15 protein-coding genes and 1 pseudogene are annotated in these 22,145 nt (G+C 57.2%); 6 read left to right on the top strand and 10 right to left on the bottom strand.

Annotated elements, in window-relative coordinates; all coding sequences use genetic code 11:
- Positions 1–569: 569 nt before the first annotated feature.
- The 4 genes from LOH53_RS14930 to LOH53_RS14915 form a co-directional block, all read right to left on the bottom strand.
- Positions 570–1,289, bottom strand: coding sequence for an APC family permease (locus LOH53_RS14930; RefSeq protein WP_230068546.1), 720 nt, complete (start codon positions 1,287–1,289; stop codon positions 570–572).
- Between the two features lie 304 nt (positions 1,290–1,593).
- A complete protein-coding gene (locus tag LOH53_RS14925; protein WP_230068545.1) occupies positions 1,594–2,046 on the bottom strand; it encodes an SRPBCC family protein in 453 nt (150 codons plus the stop codon).
- Between the two features lie 1,018 nt (positions 2,047–3,064).
- The gene (locus LOH53_RS14920; protein ID WP_230068544.1) at positions 3,065–3,268 is read right to left on the bottom strand and encodes a hypothetical protein; all 204 of its coding nucleotides are present in this window, start codon (positions 3,266–3,268) and stop codon (positions 3,065–3,067) included.
- 243 nt (positions 3,269–3,511) lie between these two features.
- A complete protein-coding gene (locus tag LOH53_RS14915) occupies positions 3,512–4,342 on the bottom strand; it encodes a PhzF family phenazine biosynthesis protein (protein ID WP_268251223.1) in 831 nt (276 codons plus the stop codon).
- 421 nt (positions 4,343–4,763) lie between these two features.
- Here LOH53_RS14915 and LOH53_RS14910 point away from each other — a divergent pair, with 421 nt between their 5' ends.
- Positions 4,764–5,279: a putative immunity protein gene (locus LOH53_RS14910; RefSeq protein WP_230068542.1), complete on the top strand. Its 516-nt coding sequence runs from the start codon at positions 4,764–4,766 to the stop codon at positions 5,277–5,279.
- A 1,827-nt stretch (positions 5,280–7,106) separates the two neighbouring features.
- Here LOH53_RS14910 and LOH53_RS14905 read toward each other — a convergent pair.
- The 5 genes and pseudogenes from LOH53_RS14905 to LOH53_RS14885 form a co-directional block, all read right to left on the bottom strand.
- Entirely contained in the window at positions 7,107–7,958 is an 852-nt protein-coding gene (locus LOH53_RS14905; RefSeq protein ID WP_230068541.1) for an SDR family oxidoreductase, read from the bottom strand.
- 479 nt (positions 7,959–8,437) lie between these two features.
- A pseudogene (locus tag LOH53_RS14900) lies at positions 8,438–9,932 on the bottom strand (MFS transporter); the annotation flags it as partial.
- Positions 9,933–10,221: 289 nt separating this feature from the next.
- A complete protein-coding gene (locus LOH53_RS14895) occupies positions 10,222–11,166 on the bottom strand; it encodes a MaoC family dehydratase (RefSeq protein ID WP_326832797.1) in 945 nt (314 codons plus the stop codon).
- A 2-nt stretch (positions 11,167–11,168) separates the two neighbouring features.
- Positions 11,169–12,530 (bottom strand): 3-oxoacyl-ACP reductase, encoded by a 1,362-nt coding sequence (locus LOH53_RS14890; RefSeq protein ID WP_230068540.1) that lies wholly within the window; start codon positions 12,528–12,530, stop codon positions 11,169–11,171.
- A gap of 5 nt (positions 12,531–12,535) precedes the next feature.
- Positions 12,536–13,867: an acetyl-CoA C-acetyltransferase gene (locus LOH53_RS14885; RefSeq protein WP_230068539.1), complete on the bottom strand. Its 1,332-nt coding sequence runs from the start codon at positions 13,865–13,867 to the stop codon at positions 12,536–12,538.
- Between the two features lie 161 nt (positions 13,868–14,028).
- Here LOH53_RS14885 and LOH53_RS14880 point away from each other — a divergent pair, with 161 nt between their 5' ends.
- Both LOH53_RS14880 and LOH53_RS14875 read left to right on the top strand, forming a co-directional pair.
- The gene (locus LOH53_RS14880; protein WP_230068555.1) at positions 14,029–14,712 is read left to right on the top strand and encodes a TetR/AcrR family transcriptional regulator; all 684 of its coding nucleotides are present in this window, start codon (positions 14,029–14,031) and stop codon (positions 14,710–14,712) included.
- Positions 14,713–14,732: 20 nt separating this feature from the next.
- Positions 14,733–16,802: an acyl-CoA dehydrogenase family protein gene (locus LOH53_RS14875; RefSeq protein WP_230068538.1), complete on the top strand. Its 2,070-nt coding sequence runs from the start codon at positions 14,733–14,735 to the stop codon at positions 16,800–16,802.
- A 76-nt stretch (positions 16,803–16,878) separates the two neighbouring features.
- On the opposite strand, the gene glgA is transcribed toward LOH53_RS14875, so the two are convergent.
- Positions 16,879–18,078, bottom strand: coding sequence for a glycogen synthase (gene glgA / locus LOH53_RS14870; RefSeq protein ID WP_230068537.1), 1,200 nt, complete (start codon positions 18,076–18,078; stop codon positions 16,879–16,881).
- A gap of 104 nt (positions 18,079–18,182) precedes the next feature.
- On the opposite strand from glgA, the gene glgC reads away from it, so the two are divergent.
- The 3 genes from glgC to LOH53_RS14855 are packed head-to-tail and all read left to right on the top strand — an operon-like array spanning position 18,183 to position 22,113.
- Complete coding sequence (glgC, locus tag LOH53_RS14865; protein WP_230068536.1) at positions 18,183–19,613, top strand: glucose-1-phosphate adenylyltransferase; 1,431 nt, start codon at positions 18,183–18,185, stop codon at positions 19,611–19,613.
- Complete coding sequence (locus tag LOH53_RS14860) at positions 19,610–21,049, top strand: SDR family NAD(P)-dependent oxidoreductase (RefSeq protein WP_230068535.1); 1,440 nt, start codon at positions 19,610–19,612, stop codon at positions 21,047–21,049. Before glgC ends, LOH53_RS14860 begins: the two co-directional genes overlap by 4 nt.
- Positions 21,046–22,113, top strand: a complete 1,068-nt coding sequence (locus LOH53_RS14855) for a YeiH family protein (RefSeq protein ID WP_230068534.1) — start codon at positions 21,046–21,048, stop codon at positions 22,111–22,113. The genes LOH53_RS14860 and LOH53_RS14855 overlap by 4 nt, the downstream gene beginning before the upstream one ends.
- Positions 22,114–22,145: the final 32 nt, after the last annotated feature.

Here is a 22,145-nt window from a genome sequence, read left to right as displayed (position 1 = left end):
CCCGTAAAAACAAAACGAACTGTCCCAGATCCTTGACACACCTCAAAGCGTCCGCGTGCGGGATCCCGGGCTGGAAGCTTTGGCTCCTGAGAACCAAGGAACGGGATGATTCGTTCGGAAATTCACGCTAAGGGTGTGACTCGCGGCGATACGGGAGGGTTCTCGCTGGGCTAATTGTCAGTCGCGCGCTCCACTTTGTGGGCCCATGCGCGGTGAGAAATGCTGCCGGTTCGTCGCTGATCGGCTGTTTGGTCTAGGTTGCGGGGAGGCGTTCGGCGCTGCTTGTGACGAAATCGAGAACAGCCTGCCACAACCTTGGTGCGTGTGTGGAGTGATAGCCCACGCCGGGGAAGGTTCGTTCAACTCTCGAATCCTAGGACCCTACGCCCAGTTCCGGGCGAGCCCAGAACGCGTGCTGGGCTCGCCGTATAGGGGTGGCTTACTGGTAGGGACCGCTATTCAAGTGGTCTGTATTCGTTGGTGTTTCACGGGGTTTGGTTTGGTTGGTTCTTAACCGGGACCTGTCTGGGACGCCGCTTGGTTGCCGGGCTCCGCGCCGTTGGGCATTCTCAGGGAGCTTGGATGTTTGGGTGATGGCTTTTGCGCAGCCTGATGAGGCGCAGGATGATGCCGGCGGCGAACATGAGGATGCCGAGCCCTACCGATAGTGGCGGAAGGGTCGCGACGAGGACCACGCAGGCCAGTGCCCCGATCACTTGGAGGGCTTTGGGGTAGCGGCGGTCCGTGGTGGGCTGGGTGAAAGTGGCGATGTTGGCCACTTGGTTGTAGATGAGCACGCCAAAGGAAGAAAATCTGATCGCGCCGCGCAGGTCTGCGACGGCTATGACTGCGCAGATCACCACGGCTAAGGCGGCTTCGGCCCGGTGCGGGACTTTGTAGCGGGGGTGTACGGCGGCTAGCCAGTGCGGTAGGTCATGCTCGCGGGACATTGTCAGGCTGGTCCGGCCAAGCCCGGCAATGAGGGCCAGCAACGACCCGAGTGCGGCTACTGCCGCACCCACGCCGACGATGGGGGCAGCCCAGGCCCAGGATCCGTTCGCTACGGCCGCTGCCAGGGGTGCGGGGTTCCCGGCCACTCCCGCAGGTCCGATGGCTGCCAGGAGCGTCACCGCGATGATGGCGTAAATGACGACGGTGATGACCAGGGCGATCCTGATCGCGCGCGGGATGGTGCGCTTAGGGTTGCGGACCTTCTCGCCCTTAGCCTTCTTCAACGCCGTCGCATGGGCGCCGGCTTCCTTCTTCGTAATTTCACTGCGCGCAGACAATGACAACCCTTACAGCACACCAGCACACCAAAGCACCCACACATGCGCCAGAGACTTCGCGAGTATTTCTCAAATGAGGCACGCACCCCATTTCGCGGGGACTTAAGTTGAGTCTCGTCGATTCAGGACCGCCGTGAAGCGCGGCCTTCTAACCCGCATATTCCAAGATGACCATGAGCCCGGCCTACCTGGCACGTAGATCGAAGCGCCGACCCACTTCACACTTTGGATACGTGTAACTGCTCTGGTGCCGTCAGAACGGCTTTGCCTATCCCATTCAAGATTCCCTTTTTGAGAGTAGTCTTCAGTCCCTGAAGTCCCGGGTGAGGTGGAGATTCCGCGTCTCAATTAGCTTCTGTATATAGCCCGCGAGGATCAGCTTCTCAACAAGGCGCCCCAGCGGGCCGAAGGGTGCCGCGAACTCGATACGATCAACCATCGTGGTTCCATCTGCATCATCGGTGAACTCATGAACATGGCGAAAAGTACGGAATGGGCCTTGGACTTGCTCATCTACGAAATAATCCGGCGCCACCATCTGCATTATCCGACTCGTCATACGCAAGGGAACACCGAAATGCCACGCACGCCATATCACTTCTTCTCCCAATGAAATGAGACCTGACGTGACACCCCCAACAGCCTTTTCGCGAGACTGCGCCATCGACTCCTTATGCGCATCGATGCTGCGGGCAAGGTTGAAAAGCTGCAGTTTCGGCATGCTGGTCCGAGTCGTGCATTCAAAGGAGCCTGTCATGAACAAAGTATGACAGTCCGGTTATCAATGACCACAGTTACCCAGGACAGGAAGAACTGCTGGCACGAATCAACGGTCGGGATACGGCCGAACACCACGTTGACCGTCCTCTCAGAGTCCCCCAGCGGGCAGGCTCCTACGCATCTTTGGCGTCGACAGCGATTGCAGAGCATCATTGGCGGTTCGTCAGACTTAGCAGGACCACCCTCGGCCGCACACGAATGGGCAAAGAATGTTCTTGACGAAGCTGGGGCAGATCCAGCAGACCGTAACGTCACAGCATTACGATGCCTGCGGGCGGCCCAACCCCGTCTCACGCTAAAAGCCTTGGCATATCTGGTCGACCACTTGTCAAAGCAATAACCTGTCTCAAGCACCGTTCCCCTCCGGGGCAAGATCATGCTCCTGAGTCGGTAGGCACAGTTGATTGGATGTCCGGCGGCCGCTATTGAGGTTGGCGCGCTCCTGCCGCGATTTCCACATTGTGACGAAGACGAACACGGATGCAAGGAAAGCAGCGAAGGCCTGCGCGTGGAGGACGAGCCACAGTCAGCTCTGGTACGGAAGCAACAGGCTCATGTTTCCTGCCTTGTCCGCTCGATTGACGAAGAATTAATCGATGGGCGTCCAGAACGCTACCACCATGACGCTGAGCCCAAACATGAACAGGACGAGGGCGAATATGAGGATCGACCATGCTGCAGATCGCTATCTTGAGGTCCTTGAAGGCCTCACCGATGAGGTCCTTGTCTTTGACATGCGGGATCACCATCCTATCGAGGCCGGTCAATGGTGGCGGCCCCCTTCGCAGACCGTGAATGGATCAGGTTCGGCGTTGCCGCTAAGGACCGATACAACTGGCTTCGTCACAACGGTCAGGAGCGCAAGATTGCCGTATTGGCGGTCCGGAACCGTTCGCACCATCCACCGTCCTAGTCAGCGTTCGACCTAAGAGTGCTTGATTGCTCGTACCGAATCTAAAGCAGTCATTTCAGATCATTGAATGAGCCAGCGATAGCTAAGCAGTTCTGTAGCGGCGCATTATGACGATGATGCCAACTCCGGCAATCAAAGCGATGGCACCAGGAACAATGAGTCCGAAAACCATTGAGACTAGTGGCAGCACAAGTGTGAACCAAGTGCCGACGAGTAGAAGGACTATAACTACCAGCCGTCCAAGAGCATAGAGCGGACTTTTGGTGGTTTGTTGTGTGCTCGACATGTTGCCCCCAAGACATTGCTTAAATGTAAGGATTGGCCGGATCCGTCAGCCACTGACCTGTTGGCTCATCGTTGCTGACAACGTGATGTCATGTCAAGGATGCATACAGCTAGGCCGAAGACACGAAAGGTGGTAACAACTTCCCCGCATAGGCTTCCACCGGCGGAACGCATCTAGGCGGTGCAGTCGCCTTTAGAAAGTGTCAGCGTGGCTTTCAAGACGAACTCACTGGAAACCACGCAGTTAGATGTTGACTTCACCACGGACGCAGCTAGTGACATTCCCGCCAACCCAGATTTCATCACCCTCGATGGAAACGTGAACCCGCCCCTGGTATCCGATGGCAGTTCCCTGGGCGGCAACGTAGCTCTTATCCGCTATCGCAGCATCAAACATCCACCGAGCCAGCCCCGCGTTGAGGCTTCCTGTGACCGGGTCTTCCCACACCGGATCCCCGCCTAGGAAAGCACGCACTTCGAACTGGGAATCATGTCCGGGCAGGTACGGGCCGATCACTCCAATGGAGAGTGTCCCCAGGCCCATGGGGTCCGACTGTAGCGAAAGCACTTCGTGTGCACTGGGTAGTCTTACCCCTATCCACTCTGGACCATTGACTAACCAGGAGGCGTCAACGATGCGTTCTCGGGGTATGCCCAATGCCAAGGCGACTTGGTGTACTAACGACTCCTCGACGGGTTCAAAACGAGTCATGGGTGGAGCCCTGAAAGCAAACCGTTGGTTTTCCACACGTACTATTACTAACCCTGCCCCGCATTCCTGAACGATTTCACCGTTGATTTTCGGGACTCCTCCTGCCGTCTGCCAGGCAAGGGCCGAGCCCAGGGTCGGATGCCCGGCAAAAGTAAACTCTTGGGTTGCGGAGAAGATCCGAACCCCGTAATCGGCCACGGGGTCCTCGGGTTGCAGAAGGAACGTTGTCTCGGCCAGATTGGTCCATTTTGCAAAACGTTGCATGTCTTCGGCGGTTAGCCCGTCTGCATCATGGACGACTGCCAAGGGGTTTCCAAGGTAGGGCGTTGGGGAAAAAACATCGACTTCGCTGAATTTATGCATTCTCACGGCACCAACTTAGCAGCCCAAGATGGTGTCATGCCCAGATCACCGCCACTTTCGAGCTCTCGTCCACATACAGTGCCGCAACCGGTGTACTAAGTGGAGTTTCCCATATCTCCAGAGACGGTCATTTCGCCTCCACACACCAACTGATGGGAACCGTCAACGGGTTACCACGGCGACAAAAGCACGCTAAGTACTCCAGAAACGGTAAGGGCCACCGACTTGAGGCTGCCCAGCAACGAGCTACGCAAACATCGAAGATCTTGGCCCGAAACTGAACTTGCCCGACCACCGCGGTCAGCCAGAGGGACCAATATTGGCCGCCAGCCGCAGATACGCTCGACTCACAGATAAACAGGGCCCGGTATCCCCGCAGCCTCCGGACGCGGCAAGCCTCCTGACGGACTAAAGTATCCGTATGATCCTCCCCGCTGTTCGCGACCCTCGTCTCGTGAGCATCCGCCGCGGGGGGACGCTCTCCGAAACAGACCACCAACTTCTCGCCGTGTGGGCGGCCATCTGTGCCGAACATGTACTCCCTTTATTCAAGGAGTCGAACCGAGGGGACTCCCGACCTCGTGAGGCGATTGAAGCGGCACGAGCGTGGGCTCGCGGCCAAGAAAAGATGATGTACACCCGTGCGATCGGCGGGCAGGCCATGGGCGCTGCGCGCCCTTTGAGGGGCGCTGCGCGCTTTGCGGCGTACGCCGCGGGTCAAGCGGCCTGCGTTGCTCACGTTCCTGAACACGATCTCGGAGCCGCGGCCTACGCCATCAAAGCGGTTCAGGTCACGGCTCCTCGAGGAAAGGAACATGAGGCGGGCCAGGCTGAGCGCGACTGGCAGCGACGACAAATTCCCGACAGTCTTTACGACCTCGTCCTGGAAGACCAAACCCGCCGCAACGATATTTGCTGGTATGCATTCAGCGACTGAAACTCCGACGAGCTTGCTTCGCCCGGTGAACGTTACCTGGCGGATATGTTCACAGGCATGCCCCGCATTTGGTCGATATCTACTGGGCCTCTGGTGATGGGCCGAGTTTCGGCATACCGTGGCGGGATGACATCCCGAGAACGGTTCCTTAACGAAACCCCGCAGTCGGCCGCCGTCGTAGCCCTAGTTGAAGAACTGACCCGCTACCCCTGGTCCAAAAGTTAAGGCAGAGGGCGGCCGTATTCAAGCGTCTGGGGTGGAGCCATAGACAACAGTTTCCCGCGAACACCAACATTGCAGGTGATGCCGCGGATCACCTGCAACTAGAAACAAGGGACGGCGGCCCTCCCATCATCGCCACATCACGGGAATTGGGCGGCCTCATAGAAGCGATCCATTTAGATCTCCGGATGGATTCAGCATCACCAAACTCAGAGGCAACCCAACGCTTCGAGGCCATACTCAGTCAACTCATGGACCCACACGGCGAGCCCACCATTCCGTGGCACGGCCAAAGAGGCCTTTGGAAGATGTGGAACGTCAACGGCATCGACATTGAGTCACCTAAAACGACAGCCGCAGCTCGCTCTCAATCGGTATTCAGGACGAATGATTCTTTGCCGACGTGGAAGCCTACGCCCGCGACAACCGGATGGAATGAGGTCCGCATTTTTCAACGGCTCCTTCACCTCTTCACCCAATGACGCCGGCTTTCCCGCAGAGGGTTCCACTTGGGGCCGCAATCTCGCTTCCGTGCAGGTACCTGTTTGTGTTACGGCACCTGCATGGAGCCAAAGTTTGCTGCGTTACGTCGGAGGATGTTGGAACCTGTGGTGTTGGCTGCTCTTGAGGGTGAGACTAGTTAGGCGGGAGAGATTGCTCAGATTCTTCGCGATGCCGAGTTTCCGGTGCAGGATGGGACGTTGCACCCGTTACTCAATCGACTCCGTCGCGAAGGGCTCCCCCACACACGAGTGGAGGGAATCAACGGCTGGTCCGCAGCGGAAGTATCTTGCCCTCTCTGACGAGGGTTGCGCACAACTCACCCACTTCCGCGACTACTTTCACCAACTCGCAAGGATGATCGAATCCCTTGGACATTGACCGCGGAACACATCACTCTGAGTGGCCATTCTGGAGCTTTCTCCGTGACTGCCGCCGCAAAACGTCTCCTTGTCTCTTAGCTGAGCGATGCGCGCCTGGCCGTTGGCCCGCGCTTGAAGGTGATGCGACTATTCGAGACATTGAAATGGGCGGTTTCAGGCGGTCATTGCAGAGGAATGCTGAAGACGGAAGTGTGATTCCTTAGCGCATGACCTTCGACGATTCTCCCGTATTCAACTTTCAGCCTGCATGAACAAGCAGAATCGCGTTCGGATCAGGAGCGCCTCCAATCGATGCGTACCTGGATCACGTTACCGGGAGGCTAAGTTGGGTTGAACTGACCAATTACGAGACGCAAAAAGGTACTCCGGCGAAATGAAACGGGAGACTAAAAGTCTGATCATGCCCGCTCAGATTTTCTGGGTAAGGGCAGAGGCCAGCGCCCTGATCAAAACTTTGGAACTTCCAGATTAGGGACAGACCAAGTGCCCTCGGTGTGCAGGACGATTTAGCCAAGGTTGCGGCCCCGCCATGCGCCAGCAATTTGCAAGCATTGCGGAACCCTGCCAATCTGTCAGAAACCCACCTATAGCAGCACCCGCTGCGAGTAAATACCGTACAGCACGGTAGTCGCCTGGATCCGGCGCGATACATGCGCCCTGACGACCTCAGACATTCTATGCAGGCACCTTCTGAACATCACGGCAGGGTGCGCTACGCCTTCTAGGCATGGCGCACACCATTACCAGCGAGAACGGCCGCGTATCCCTCCCGATAGGAAGGGTAGGAAAACACGAACCCTGACTCCAGTAGCCGGTTGTTGTGGCAGCGTTTGCCGCGGCTACCCCGCACGCGCAGGGAATCGTTGGCAACTTCCGGTGCTGGCAGGTCGAGACTGCGTGCCAAGAATTCAAGGACTTCGCGGCGATCCGATGGTGATTCGTCGACGCCGATATACAGAGTCTCAGGTCTATTCTGCATGGTCGTGAGGTGCACGATGGCTGCTGCGGCATCGTCACGATGCATCCGACTAGTAAATTCAGGCTCGGGAGAGATCGTCGCGACGCCCTGACGTATACGATCAATTTCCCGAGTGCGTCCTGGCCCATAAAGACCGCCAAGGCGCAGAATCGTGGCCTCGGGAATATGCTGGAGCAACGTCTCTTCCGCTTCTAGCAACACGACTGCCGTCGGCGAACTCGGTCGAGCCGGCGTCGTCTCGTCAACCCAGGATCCATCGTCAATGCCGTAGACCGCTGTCGACGACACATACAGCACTCGCGGTCGCGAAGCGCAGTCGTTACGGATTGCAGCGACGAGATTCAGAACGCTCTTAACGTATGCCGCTCGATAACCGTCCACGCTGCGCTCATCAGGGCTCATGGCTATCACCACGATGGCGGTGTCGGCCGGCAGGGTCGGAACCTCGAAGGAGAGATCAATAGCCTGACCTTCGATTTCGGCTGGAAGTTTCTGCGCTGAGCGCCGAAGTCCTATCACCCTGTGGCCCAGAGAAGCTAGCCGCAACCCGGTCTCAGTTCCAAGGTCACCACAGCCAGCAATCACAACAGACATTTCGTACTCCTCAGATCCCACTGTTCTTCTCGATATCCTCGAGGCCCGGTGCCGAGTAGCCACGGAACATACGAGCTTACGAGACTCCTCCGTGGAATCAGCTACGGCGCGCCAGCTGGCGCAGTTGCTTCGGGCTAACGTCGCCCTTCTCGTTCAGGGCGTTTGGGTAGGGCTGTTCCCAAGTGCCTTACTGGTACTCATGCTCGTGGCATCCTCTTGTATCAACACCGCCGGATGCGCAGAGCCGGGAGTCATCACGACGATGAGAGAACGTTCTCGGTATAGGGTTCGAGAATCCCGCCCTAAACGTCTTCTTCCCACGTTGCATCCCAAGAGGCGATGTGAGAAGAAGACTTCAATCTAGCGGACTTGTTGCCGCGCCGGTTCTGAACCGCCGACGACTGCCTCCGCAAACGCCTCAACGCACTCCCCCGCTATTTCAGCGGCAGTCTCCGGTGCGGCGTCGTTCGGTTTGGTACTGACGATGTCAATGGTGCGGCGTAGTGGAATTTCCTTCATGAGCAAGACCGCGATGAGCGCAACGACGCAAATGACGGCGCTGATCATGAAGATCAAGGCAGCACCGTCACCATAGGCTGCCCGAACAATGATCTTCACCGGCTCCGGCAGGCTGGTCAAGTCCATGGTTGCTGCTGACTTGCCGCTAGGATTCACGCCGATCTTCGCCAGGCCTTCGGAGATCAAGCTGGAAACGCGGGTACCCATGACGGCGCCCAAAACAGCCACGCCTGCGGCCCCACCCACCGTACGGAAGAATGCAACGGCTCCCGACGCCGAGCCAATGTCTTTTACGGCGACGGTGTTCTGCACTGCAAGGACGAGGTTTTGCATCATCATGCCCAACCCCAAGCCAAAGATGAACGTGTAGGAGCCAACGAGGATGAGGTTCGTTTCGTGACTTATGGTCCCTGATAGGCCAAGCCCGATGATGAGCAGGACGGCCCCGCCTACTAGGAAACGCTTCCATTTTCCGAAACGGGTCACCATAAGACCGGAGAAAACAGCACCGATCAAATTGCCTGCAATCATGGGCAAGGTAAGCAATCCAGCCTGTGTGGGGGTGGCCCCACGGGATACCTGGTAATACTGGCCCAAATACGTGGACGACGCGAACATGGCAACACCGACGCTGACCGATGCGATGATGGCCAGCGCAGGAGTCCGAGTCAGGATGATCTTAAGCGGAATGATCGGGGCGGAGACCTTGGTTTCCACCAGGATCAGTGCACTGAGCAAGACGATGGTGCCACCCACCATGAGCGCTGATTGAAGCGATATCCAGTCGTAATAGCCAGCTTGTCCAGCAAAGGAGACCCAGATCAGGATCAAACTGACGCCGGAAGCTAGGAGCAGAGAACCTGCCCAGTCAACTTTGACGGGGCGGGGAATATGTTCAATGTGGAGCGTCACCTGAAGCAGAATCAAAGAAACCACCGCGAGGGGTACGCAAACAAAGAACGTCCAGCGCCATCCGAGCGGGCTATCCACGATGTATCCGCCCAGAAGCGGGCCACCTGCGGTGCCTACTGCCATCACGGCACCCATATATCCGGAATACCTTCCTCGCTCACGCGGGGAAATGATGGTGCCGATAATGGCTTGGGCCAACGCCGTCAGGCCGCCCATTGCGATGCCTTGGACCACGCGGGCGGTCAGAAGGAACGGGATGGTCGTTGCGAACCCCGCCATAACCGAGCCCGCCACGAAGATGATGATGCTCAGCTGAACCAGTAACTTCTTGTCGAAGAGGTCGGAGAGCTTTCCCCAGATGGGTGTGGTGGCCGCATTAGCCAACAGGGATGCGGTGATCACCCAAGCAAAGTCTGTCTGCGTTCCATGTAGCTGATCCATGATGGTCGGCAGCGCATTGGCAACGATGGTGGACGACAAAATGGCAGTAAAAAAGGCTGCCAGCAGGCCTGTCAAGGCCTGAAGCACTTGACGGTGAGTCATGCCTGTATCGCTGGTCGCCACGGCCGCTGGGTTCGGTGCGGTCGTAGTGGATCGTCTTTTCATACTGTCCCGTCGTCAAGGTGCAATCAAATGGTAATAACGACAGTCAGGAAAGAGAGCCGCTTAAAGTTGCCTCAAACAACTATAAGTTGAACACTTCCTTAGGGCAACTAAGTAACGGTGAGACATGCATCACGCCAATGACGGTGCCCGCAAGCGCTGACGTAGCTTGCGGGCACGGGGTGTGGAGTAATCGCTGAGTCTTTACCTTTTAGGCTCCAGGAGTCACTTACTCGAATGCAACCGTTTCTCTAGCGCGAGTTGAGAGACCCGCTCCAACAAAGCCGTGGAAATAGGGTCTGGCAGTATGCGCATTCCATGCAGTGAATTCTGATTTCGCCCAGCCACCGTCATCAGCTACTACGTCAGCTATATGTAGAGAAACCGTCGCAGGAAGAAACATCGGAGACTCAAAGAAAATCTCCCAATTGAAGGTGTCGGGTCTCTGGGTTGCAATGTCCGCCAGCACTCGCGAAGCCGCGTACATTCCATGCGCAATCGAGCGACGCAGTCCCAGTGCTTTGGCCGAAATTACGCTGAGGTGAATGGGGTTGAAATCGCCCGATACCGCTGCGTATGCCCTCCCCGTATCTACCCCGAGGTGCCATTGGGCTGTAGGCTTCGGCGCCGAGAACATGGGCCGTTCCCCGGACGCGAACTGATGGTTAGGTTTATCTAAACCGGGTAGGTATATTCCCTTGGCCAGATACGTGGAGACCCCACGCCACAAGAGCTCTAGTCCAGAATCGCTAAGGACTTCCACCACAATCTGGACTTGTGTACCACTTCGGTGTCCAGTCAGGTTTCGCGCCCATGCTCGGACAGTGAGGCTTTGCTCAAAGTGCACCGGCGCAAAGTGGTCCACCTGATTGGACAAGTGGATCATTCCCAGCAGCGGCAGGGGAAAGTCGTCCTGAACCATCACACTCATGGCTGCGGGAAATGTGAGCGCGTGAATGTATCCCGATGGCAAGACATCACGTGCTGGCATGCCCATAAGATGAGCGAATTCCGTCAACTTCTTTAGATCGGCCTTGACCCCCCGAACCTCCACCGCGCGGGAGGGTAGCGCCACTACTGGTGTGGCCCGAAGGAGACGCTGTTTTGCGGCTGAGGACGCCGCATTGAGATAAAGCTTGGACAAAAGAGGCATCTCGTTCAGATATTGATCCACGACTAAGCTCCGACCAAATTCTGACCACAGATACGCAATACGTTGGCACTGACTCCGGATGAAGCCTCACTGGCAAAGTACGCAATGGCTTCCGCGACATCCGAGGGCCTTCCGCCCTGCTGGAGACTGTTAAGCCTTCTAGCGATTTCCCTGGTTGCAAACGGGATCTTCGCAGTCATATCCGTTTCAATGAAGCCCGGGGCGACGGCGTTGACAGTGCCGCCTCGCTCTGCCAGCAACGGCGCCGTTGAACGGACCATACCAATAACCCCTGCCTTGGAAGCTGCGTAGTTGGTCTGGCCACGATTGCCAGCGATTCCGCTAGTAGATGCCACGCTAATGATCCGCGGATGTGTTGTGAAGTGACTACTGGCGAGAAACGCTTGATTCATGCGCAATTGGGCGCTGATGTTCACGGCGATAACTGAGTCCCATTTGGACGCATCCATATTCGCCAGCAGCTTGTCCCGGGTAATTCCAGCGTTATGCACCACGATGTCTAAGCGACCGTACCGCTGTGTAGCGTGGTCCAAAATGCGCGCGCCAGCTTCCGTCACAGTAATATCCAGCTGCAGTGCAGTCCCGTGGATTTCATTAGCAACGCTAGCCAAGTGGTCCCCAGCACCGGGCACATCCACCACAATTACCTGTGCTCCATCGCGGGCAAGAGTCCGGGCAATGGCGGCACCAATACCGCGGGCGGCACCCGTTACGACGGCGACCCTGCCTTTCAGCGGTCGATCCCAGTCAACAAGCTCGGTACTGCCTTCCCCGGACGCCCTCAAGAATTGCCCATCAACGAACGCTGAACGCCCCGAGAGAAAAAAGCGCATGGCCGAGACAGGGCTGGGGTCAGCGGCACCAGTGCCGTTGGCGAGCACAATGCCGTTGGCGGTAGCCCCCGCGCGAAGCTCCTTGGCGAGGGAGCGAACAATCCCATCAATACTGTTACGAGCAGCAGCCATCTCCGGGACGTCTGAGGCAATTGCTTCGCGGGAAATGCTCACCACGCGCGCGTTGCGCGCTAAATCCCGAACGGATGCCCCGGCAACAAGCAGAGGTGCGGAAAGTTGGTCCGGATGAGCCAGCTCATCAAGGACTAGGACGATTGCGCCCAACTTTTCCTTCGGCGTAGCATGCCGGCGTACATCCAAGCCCCAGCTCAACAGGACACTTGCAACGGAATCAGCGCCAGAAGTGTGGCCCACCACTAGCACAGGGCCTTCCACGAGAGGAGCCCCTGGACTGTACCGGCGCAAAATGGCTGGCTGTGGGAGGCCTAATCGTTTGGCGAGGTCTTTGCCGAACCCCCGACTTACGAACTGGGTGTATTTGTCTATTTGGGCACTCTTCTGTGCAGTCATCGCTTCTACCTCGCTTCTAGAAGTGCTACGACGCCCTGACCACCAGCGGCGCAGACGGAGATGATGCCGCGGGCAGGGCGACCATCCACGTGCCCGCGTTCGTGGAGCATCTTTGCCAGCGTGGCAACAAGACGACCACCCGTTGCTGCGAACGGATGACCCGCCGCCAAAGAGGAGCCATTAACATTCAATTTCGCTCGATCCACGGTTCCGTACGCACCTGATAGCCCGAGCCGTTCCTTACCGAATTCCTCGTCTTCCCATGCTGCCAGCGTGCTAAGTACTGTGCCAGCAAACGCCTCGTGGATTTCGAAGTAATCGATGTCCGCCAGGGTCAGCTGGTTTCGAGCAAGCAGGCGAGGTACTGCGAATGCTGGTGCCATCAAAAGACCGTCCTTGCCGTGCACGAAGTCCACTGCTCCCGCCTCGCCGTCAACAACATTCGCGAGCATCGGTAGATCGTGGGCCTGTGCCCAAGCTTCGGATGCGAGCAAAACGGTGGACGCACCATCGGTCAGCGGTGTGGAGTTCCCCGCTGTCATCGTGGCACCCTCGCCTAGATTCCGGCCAAAGGCGGGCTTTAGCTTGGCAAGTTTCTCCATGCTGGAGTCGGCACGCAGATTTGAGTCCCGGCTCAACCCGCGGTAGGGAGTCAAGAGATCGTCAAAAAAGTGTCGATCGTAGGCAGCTGCAAGATTCTTGTGGCTAGCCAATGCCAGCTTGTCTTGATCTTCGCGGCTAATCTTCCACTGGGCAGTAGTCAGCGCTTGGTGTTCACCCATCGAAAGACCCGTTCGCGGCTCGCCAGTAGACGGAGCATCAGGAGAGAGGTCCTTGGGCCGAATCCGAGCGGCAATTTTGACTTTGTCCATGACAGTCTTAGCCCGGTTCAGATCCAACAAAACTGAACGAAGACCCTCGCTGACGGCGATTGGCGCATCTGAGGCGGAGTCAACCCCGCCTGCGATCGCAGATTCAATCTGTCCGAGCTTGATCTTGTTTGATAGGCCAATAACGGCTTCCATCCCGGTCGCACAAGCCTGCTGAAGGTCATAGGCCGGAGTCTGCGAGGACAAGGCCGAACCGAGCACGGCTTCACGCGTGAGATTGAAGTCGCGGGAATGCTTGAGCACGGCGCCCGCGGCAACCTCGCCAATGACGGCTTCCTGCAATCCAAAACGAGCCACAAGTCCATCCAATGCAGCTGTCAGCATGTCCTGGTTTGAAGAGTGTGAGTATGCTCCACCTGATCTGGCAAATGGGATCCTATTCCCGCCAACGATGACCGCGTTGCGGACCGTGGGGGTATAGCTATTCTCTGCCGTGGGTGTACTCATGGGCTTTTCTCCTTGGATTGAGGCCAATATAACTGATACCCAGCGTACCTGATACGCTGGGTATCGTGAACATGTTACCTACTCCTGCGGAGCTGTCACAGCAAGACCAGACGCCCAAGGCTTACGCTGGCCGCAATTGCGAGACCTCTCCTTCGCGCGGCATGAGAATGAACGACGAGACCGCGCCGAGCTCAACCGTGGACGGCCGATCCTCACGGTGGGAAGCTCACCGCGAGGAACGCCGCCGTGATCTCATCAGGGCAGCCCGCAGGGCCGTGCACCATCTTGGTTTCGAAGCGTCCATGGAGGATATTGCCGTAAATGCTGGCACCTCGAAGTCTGTGTTCTATAGGTATTTTGGGGACAAGGCGGGGCTCCAATTGGCTGTCGGAAAAGTAGTTATAGGCCAAATGCAAGACGCAATCCTCGCGGCTGGCATGACGGCAAGGACCCCGCGCGAGGGCCTTGTCAATATGGTCACCGCATACCTGCAAATGGCGCAGACTTCCCCCAACGTCTATACCTTTGTCACCGTTACCTCCGATGCAGGCTCCCTCCCCACGGGTGCACTCACCGGCTTTTTTGACGCAGTGACCCTGATGATTAGCGAGCCTTTGCGCGATCTTCTAGGAGGATCAGACTCGCCCTTATTGGGGTACTGGCCCACCGCCGCCATCGGACTGGTCCGCACAGCCGGAGAACTCTGGCTGAAGACCCCAACGTCACCGACGAAACCCAGTCATAGCGTGATGGCCGAACAGATTTCAGCATGGCTTTTTGACGGTGTGTGGCAGCAAGTTCCCCATACCGGCTCCGAAGAACAACTTTTGATCAATGTCCCGTAGATACCAGCAGAAGGATTTCCATGACTGACCTAATAACCCCGGGCGCCAAGACGGACGATGGTTCCGCAGTAGACGTTGCCGTACTTGGCAAGGCACTTCTGGGTAGGTGGTCCGACGTTCGGATCCAAGCCCGCAAGCTGGCTGGCAATCCAGAGTTGCACAAAGTCGAGGGGCTCAGCCACACCGAACATCGCAAGCGCGTGTTTACTCAGCTGGGCATTCTGGTCAGGGAGGACGGCGTCCACCGCGCTTTCCCCACCCGTCTGGGTGGCAGCGACGATCATGGCGGCAATGTCGCTGGATTTGAAGAACTGGTCATCGCCGATCCGTCCCTGCAAATTAAGGGCGGAGTGCAGTGGGGACTTTTCGGCTCAGCCGTGATGCATCTTGGCACACAAGAACATCAAGACAAGTGGCTCCCCGGCATCATGAACTTGCAAACTCCTGGCTGCTTCGCCATGACGGAGATAGGCCACGGATCCGATGTGGCTTCCATCGCCACCACGGCTACTTATGACCCTGCCACACAGGAATTCATTATCAACACTCCGTTCAGTGCGGCATGGAAAGAATACATCGGCAACGCAGCAGTAGACGGACTAGCGGCCGTCGTTTTCGCACAGCTCATCACCAACGGAGTGAACCACGGAGTTCACGCCTTCTATGTTGAGTTACGTGATCCCACTAGTAAAGAGTTCTTACCCGGTGTTGGCGGCCTTGATGACAATATTAAGGGTGGTCTGAATGGAATTGACAACGGAAGGCTGCACTTTAGTAACGTCCGGATTCCGCGTACCAACCTCCTCAACCGCTACGGGGACGTGGCGGTTGACGGAACGTATTCTTCTCCTATTGCGAGTCCGGGCCGGCGCTTCTTCACCATGCTCGGAACCTTGGTTCAGGGTCGTGTTTCTCTCGACGGAGCCGCCGTGGCTGCGTCCAAGGTGGCGCTAACTATTGCGGTTAAGTACGCGACAGAGCGCCGGCAGTTCAACGCGGCTTCGCAGACAGAGGAAGTCGTGCTGATGGACTACCAGCGCCACCAGAGAAGACTGCTCCCCCGTCTAGCCACCACCTACGCGGCAGCCTTCGCCCACGAAGAACTTTTGGTGAAGTTCGACAGCGTATTCTCCGGTCTCCATGACAGCGATGAAGACCGCCAGGATTTAGAGACGCTCGCGGCAGCACTGAAATCCATGTCGACCTGGCATGCTCTGGATACATTGCAAGAATGCCGTGAAGCCTGTGGCGGCGCAGGTTTCATGGTCGAAAACCGTTTCACATCACTGCGCGCAGACCTTGACGTCTACACAACTTTTGAAGGCGACAATACGGTCCTGCTCCAGCTGGTGGCTAAGCGACTACTTGCTGACTACAGTAAGGAATTCCGCAACCTCGACTTTGGTGTTTTGGCCCGATTCGTTGTTGGCCAAGCCGCTGACCTCACCATCAATAAGACGGGACTGCGGCAGGCGGCTCAGTTCATGGCTGATTCCGGGTCCGCGCAGAAGTCCGCAAAAGCCCTCAAGGATGAGGACACCCAACACGAGATGCTCGCTGGCAGGGTTCAACAAATGGTCGCGGACGTCGCGGCCGCCTTGAAAGGAGCTGCAAAACTCCCCAAGGACAAGGGCGCTGAAGTCTTCAACCAACACCAAAACGAACTAATTGAAGCGGCCCGGGCTCACGCTGAGCTACTACAGTGGGAAGCGTTCACCAGGGCACTGCGCTCCCTCGAGGATCCGGGTACCCGCCGCGTCCTGACCCGCTTGCGGGACTTGCTTGGCCTGACGCTCATTGAAAAGCACCTCGACTGGTACCTCATGAACGGACGGATCTCAATGCAGCGGGCTAGAACATTGGCACCGTACATCAATCGCGTCTTAGAGAAGTTGCGCCCGCATGCCTTGGATCTTGTCGATGCATTCGGCTACGGCCCAGAACATCTTCGGGCCACCATAGCAACAGGCATCGAACGTGATCGCCAAGACGAAGCCAGAGATTACTTCCGCGCGTTGCGCGCTAGTAAGGATGCTCCGGTGGATGAGAAAGTGATGCTCGCTAAGGAAAAGGACCGCTCCAAGAAATAGCGACCCTACGACCTAGACGTGTACTGGGACGATGACCCATCCCCCAGTACACGTCTAATTCGCTGTCTACAACGTGTTAGTGTGCCAAGACGCTTCGGTACACCTCAAGGGTCGCCTCCACAATCGATTCCCAGGAGAAATTCTCCTTGGCGCGTTGGCGACCTTTCTCCCCCATGGCCCTGGCACGGGGAGGATCATTGAGAACTTCAAGGAGAGCAGCGGCGAAGTCCGCCACGAATTTCTCCGGGTCCAACGGGGACCCTGTGCCGTCAGGGACCTGATCCAACGGTACTAATAACCCGGTTTCTCCGTGGGCAACGACTTCGGGAATCCCGCCAGTGGCACTGGCCACCACCGCCGCACCACACGCCATAGCTTCCAAGTTGACAATACCAAGCGGCTCATAGATCGAAGGACAAGCAAAGACTGTCGCATGGCTAAGAACTTGGACAAGTTCTTTCCTTGGCAGCATGCGTTCAATGACCACGACGCCGTCGCGCGCTGCTTTGAGACCCGCGATCAGCGAGTTGACCTCCGCGCCAAGCTCGGGGGTGTCCGCCGCGCCAGCACACAAAACCAACTGCACGTCCGGGGGAAGTGAGGCCGCCGCACGCAACAAGTACGGTAGGCCCTTCTGACGAGTTACCCGACCCACCCACACGACGCTGGGCCTGCCCGGGTCAATGCCCAAAGAACGAACGACGTCCTCGTCTTCATCTCGGCGCCAAGACTCCACATCGATTCCGTTGTGAATCACTTTGACCTTGGCGGGATCTACGTCGGGATAGCTACGCAAAATATCGTGGCGCATACCATCCGAGACAGCAATAATTGCCGCCGCGGCTTCATAGGCTGTTTTCTCAACCCACGACGAGATCGCATATCCCCCACCGAGTTGTTCTGCCTTCCAAGGGCGCAACGGTTCTAAACTATGTGCGCTGAGCACATGGGGAATGCCGTGGAGCAGTGAGGCGAGGTGCCCCGCCATATTTGCGTACCACGTATGGGAGTGCACCACATCCGCCCCTGCAATGTCAGGAACTATTTGTAGATCAACTCCCAAAGTCTGCATCGCGGCGTTAGCGCCTGCCAGCTCGGGGAGATTGCCATAGGAAGTCACGGTTGCCCCGTGAAAGTCCTCGGCGCGTTCGGCGCCGAAGGCATGAACTCGCAAATCTACCTTCGCGGCAAGGACGCGGCTGAGCTCGGCAACGTGGACGCCGGCTCCTCCATAGATCTCAGGCGGAAATTCTTTGGTCACAATATCGATACGCACCGTTCCAATGTAGTGTCTTTGAACACGTTGTTCTAGTGTGAAGGTGTTGGACCCGTTCACGGGGAGCGATTCGTAGCAACATTCAAGCTGTCGGAGGTTGTTCAATGTCTGTCAAAAAAGTTCTTGCGATTGTACTGGCGGGCGGTGAAGGCAAACGGTTGATGCCTTTGACAGCAGACCGCGCCAAGCCTGCAGTCCCTTTTGCCGGTTTTCGGTTAGTGGATTTTGCCTTATCTAATCTGGCAAATTCCGGGTATTTCAAGATTGTCGTTTTGACCCAATACAAGTCGCACAGCCTGGACCGCCACATCTCGGAGACGTGGCGGATGTCAACACAACTAGGAAACTATGTGGCCAGTGTTCCGGCGCAGCAGCGCCGCGGGAAGAGCTGGTTCTTAGGCAGCGCCAACGCAATCTACCAGTCCATGAACCTCATTGGGGATGCCGAGCCGGACATCGTAGTGGTGGTCGGAGCAGACCACGTCTACCGGATGGACTTCGAGCAGATGGTTGACAACCATATTAAGTCGGGGGCTCGAGCCACCGTGGCCGCAGTCCGCCAGCCCCTCGAGATGGCTGACCAGTTCGGCGTCATCGAAGTGGACAGCTCCGTCGATACCGGGGTGAATGGCGCCCACAAAATCTCGGCCTTCGTAGAGAAGCCAAGCTCCACGCCGGGCCTGCCCGACGCTCCGGAACAATTCCTAGCCTCCATGGGCAACTACGTCTTTGACTCAGATGCCCTGATAGAAGCGTTGGAGCAGGATGCTGCAAAGAGCGAAACAAAGAATGACATGGGGGCAGACATCATCCCGTATTTCGTTAATCGCGGGGAAGCTTTCGTCTATGATTTTTCCACGAACGACATACCCGATGCCACCGATAGAGACCGCAACTATTGGAGAGATGTGGGGACCATAGATTCCTACTACGACGCCCATATGGACCTCATCTCTCCATTGCCCATCTTCAACCTTTACAACAGGGCCTGGCCTATTTACACACGCAGCACCACCTCTCCCCCGGCAAAGTTCGTCCACGGTGCACACAACGCGGTGGGAACTGCTCTGGATTCCATCGTCGCTCCCGGAGTAGTCGTCTCTGGTGGAGTTGTTGAGAACTCGGTTCTCTCCAACGATGTCTTTGTCGGTACCGGTGCCAGGGTCAGCGATTCTGTGCTGTTAGACAAGGTGGTGGTGGGTGCTGGTGCCGTGGTGCGCAGAGCAATTCTTGATAAGAACGTACATGTTCCGGCCGGCGCAACCATTGGTGTGGACCCGGGTCTGGACCGAGCACGTGGCTTTGCTGTCACCGAGTCAGGCATCACCGTTCTTAGCAAGGGTCAAGTAGTTCCGGTGCCTGACGCGGCAGAAATGACGTTGGCAAAAGTGGCAGCTGCTGCTCTCCCGGAAGCACTGGAACTGGCTATTGCGGCCAATAGGCTCTCCAGAGAGGCGTTGGATTTGGTCGTTGAAAACCAAATCAGCGCCACTGAGTCTGAATCGGTGCGGGAAGAGGCTAAAATTGATGAGTGACTGCTGCTGAACTGACCCCGGAAGAAATTCAAAATTGCATCAAGGTTTTGGAGAATATTCACGCTTACGACGAAGAAAGTCCTGATTACGTCAATGTCCGCCGTGCAACCGGCAAGATGTTCAAGGCTGTAAAAAGACATCGTCGTACGGAAAAAAGAGATGCCGTCAACGACGCCGACCGAGCAGTCATTGCAAAGACAGCCACAGCGGCACCTGACCGAATCGATGACGAAACTCGTGGAAACAAGCTCAAAGCATCCACGAGCGGCGAAGTGGCGGGGACGCTCCAGCGTTCCCGCCCCTGCTATATCTGCAAACAGCATTACACGCAGGTGGACGCTTTCTATCATCAATTGTGCCCGCAATGCGCTACTTTCAACCATTCCAAACGTGATGCGCGCACGGATCTACGCGGCAAACGGGCGCTGCTAACTGGTGGCCGGGCCAAAATAGGCATGTACATAGCACTCCGGCTCCTGCGGGACGGTGCTCACACCACCATCACCACCCGCTTCCCCAAGGATGCGGCTCGTCGCTTTGCAGCGATGGAAGACAGCTCTGAGTGGCTTGACCGTCTAAGTGTGGTGGGAATCGATCTTCGCGATCCAAGTCAGGTGATAGCTCTGACCGATTCCTTAACCGACGCAGGGCCGCTGGACATCATCATCAACAACGCCGCCCAGACTGTGCGCCGTTCAGGTAATGCGTACCAACCCTTGGTGGATGCTGAGCTTGAACCGCTCCCCACCGATACTCCGATGCCAGAACTGCTGACGTTCGGCCACGCACATGACAAGCATCCGCTCGCCCTTGCCAGCCAGATCTCCGAGCACCCCAAACTTGGTGGCGATCAGATTGCCGCCCTTGCCCTCTCGATGGGCTCTGCCTCCTTGGAACGGATGGACGCCGGAACAGCCATCGACGCCGGAGGCCTGGTGCCTGATGTGTCAACCGTGAATAGCTGGACACAAGTCGTCGATCAGGTGGATTCATTGGAGATGCTTGAAGTCCAGCTGTGCAACGTGACCGCACCATTCCTGCTTGTCTCACGTCTCCGCCCGGCCATGGCCGCCTCCACAGCCAGGCGGAAATACATCGTCAACGTCTCTGCCATGGAGGGCCAGTTCTCCAGAGCCTATAAGGGCCCCGGGCATCCGCACACCAACATGGCTAAAGCGGCGTTGAACATGCTCACACGCACTAGCGCTGCGGAGATGTTGGATACTGACGGCATTCTTATGACAGCCGTGGACACCGGTTGGATCACGGATGAACGACCGCACTATACCAAGGTGCGCCTGGCCCAGGAGGGTTTTCACGCTCCTCTTGACCTTGTCGACGGCGCGGCCCGCGTCTACGATCCCATCGTCATGGGTGAGTCGGGGGAAGACCAGTATGGAGTATTCCTCAAGGATTATCGCAAGAGTGCCTGGTGAACGCGGCAGTGCCCATTTGGGAAAAGTTGGCAGCATCCACCCGCCCGCTAGTTCCAGGCTTAGCCGCAGCTTTGCTCGCTGTCGTGGTTTCGCTAGTGATCCATACGGCTGTTCCGATGCTCCCAGCCATGACAGTCGCCGTCGTACTGGGTATTGCAGCAGTCAACCTTCCCGGTTCCGCCTCGCTGTGCGCTGGCCCGTGGCGTGCTGGCCTGAACTTCGCCGGTAAGCACTTCATGCGAGTCGGCATCATTTTTCTGGGTCTGAAACTAAGTCTTGGGGACATCCTCCACCTCGGGTGGAGAACAGTTGCACTTGTCGTAGCGGTAGTGATGCTCAGCTTTGCCGGCACCTATGCACTAGGGAAACTGTTCAAACTTGAAGGGGACACCCCGCTTCTGATTGCCACCGGATTTTCGATCTGTGGCGCTTCAGCCATTGGCGCCATGGCCGCCGTGCGGGGAACGAAGCACAGCGACACCGTATTACCGGTTGCTCTAGTCACCCTGTGCGGCACCTTGGCCATCGGTGTCCTGCCTCTGCTGATGCACCCTCTCGGACTCACTCCCCTAGCCTTCGGCCAATGGGTCGGTGCAGGCGTTCACGACGTCGGCCAGGTCGTTGCCACCGCTCAAACAGCTGGTTCAGTCGCTCTCAGTGCCGCCATCATCATCAAGCTCACACGAGTGGTACTTCTGGCTCCGATCGTGGGTGTGGCTGGCGCTTTCGAAAGGCGCAGACTCACAACCGCGGCCAACAGGGCCCAAGGTGTTGGCGCAGATACCCTGACAGAGCGAAAGTCTCCACCCATTGTTCCCGTGTTTGTCATAGGTTTCTTAGCTATGATCGCTCTGCGAACGCTCGGATGGCTGCCGGCCGGTGCCATCGAGATTGGGTCAGTGGCACAGGACGTTTTTCTCGGGGCTGCACTGTTTGGCCTTGGATCGTCGGTGCGCATCAGTGCGCTCCTACGAACAGGTGCCCGGGCCACGATTATGGCCTTGTGCGCTTGGGCTCTCATTGCAACTCTTGCCTTCGGAGCCGTCCATCTCATGTCAGCCTAAGTGAGCTCGCTACGCCTGAGAAAAGAAGGCTA

Source organism: Arthrobacter cryoconiti, from assembly GCF_020905375.1.
GTDB lineage: Bacteria > Actinomycetota > Actinomycetes > Actinomycetales > Micrococcaceae > Specibacter > Specibacter cryoconiti.
The sequence above is the reverse complement of the archived record's forward strand: the minus strand, read 5'-3'. Positions and strand labels throughout refer to the sequence as shown.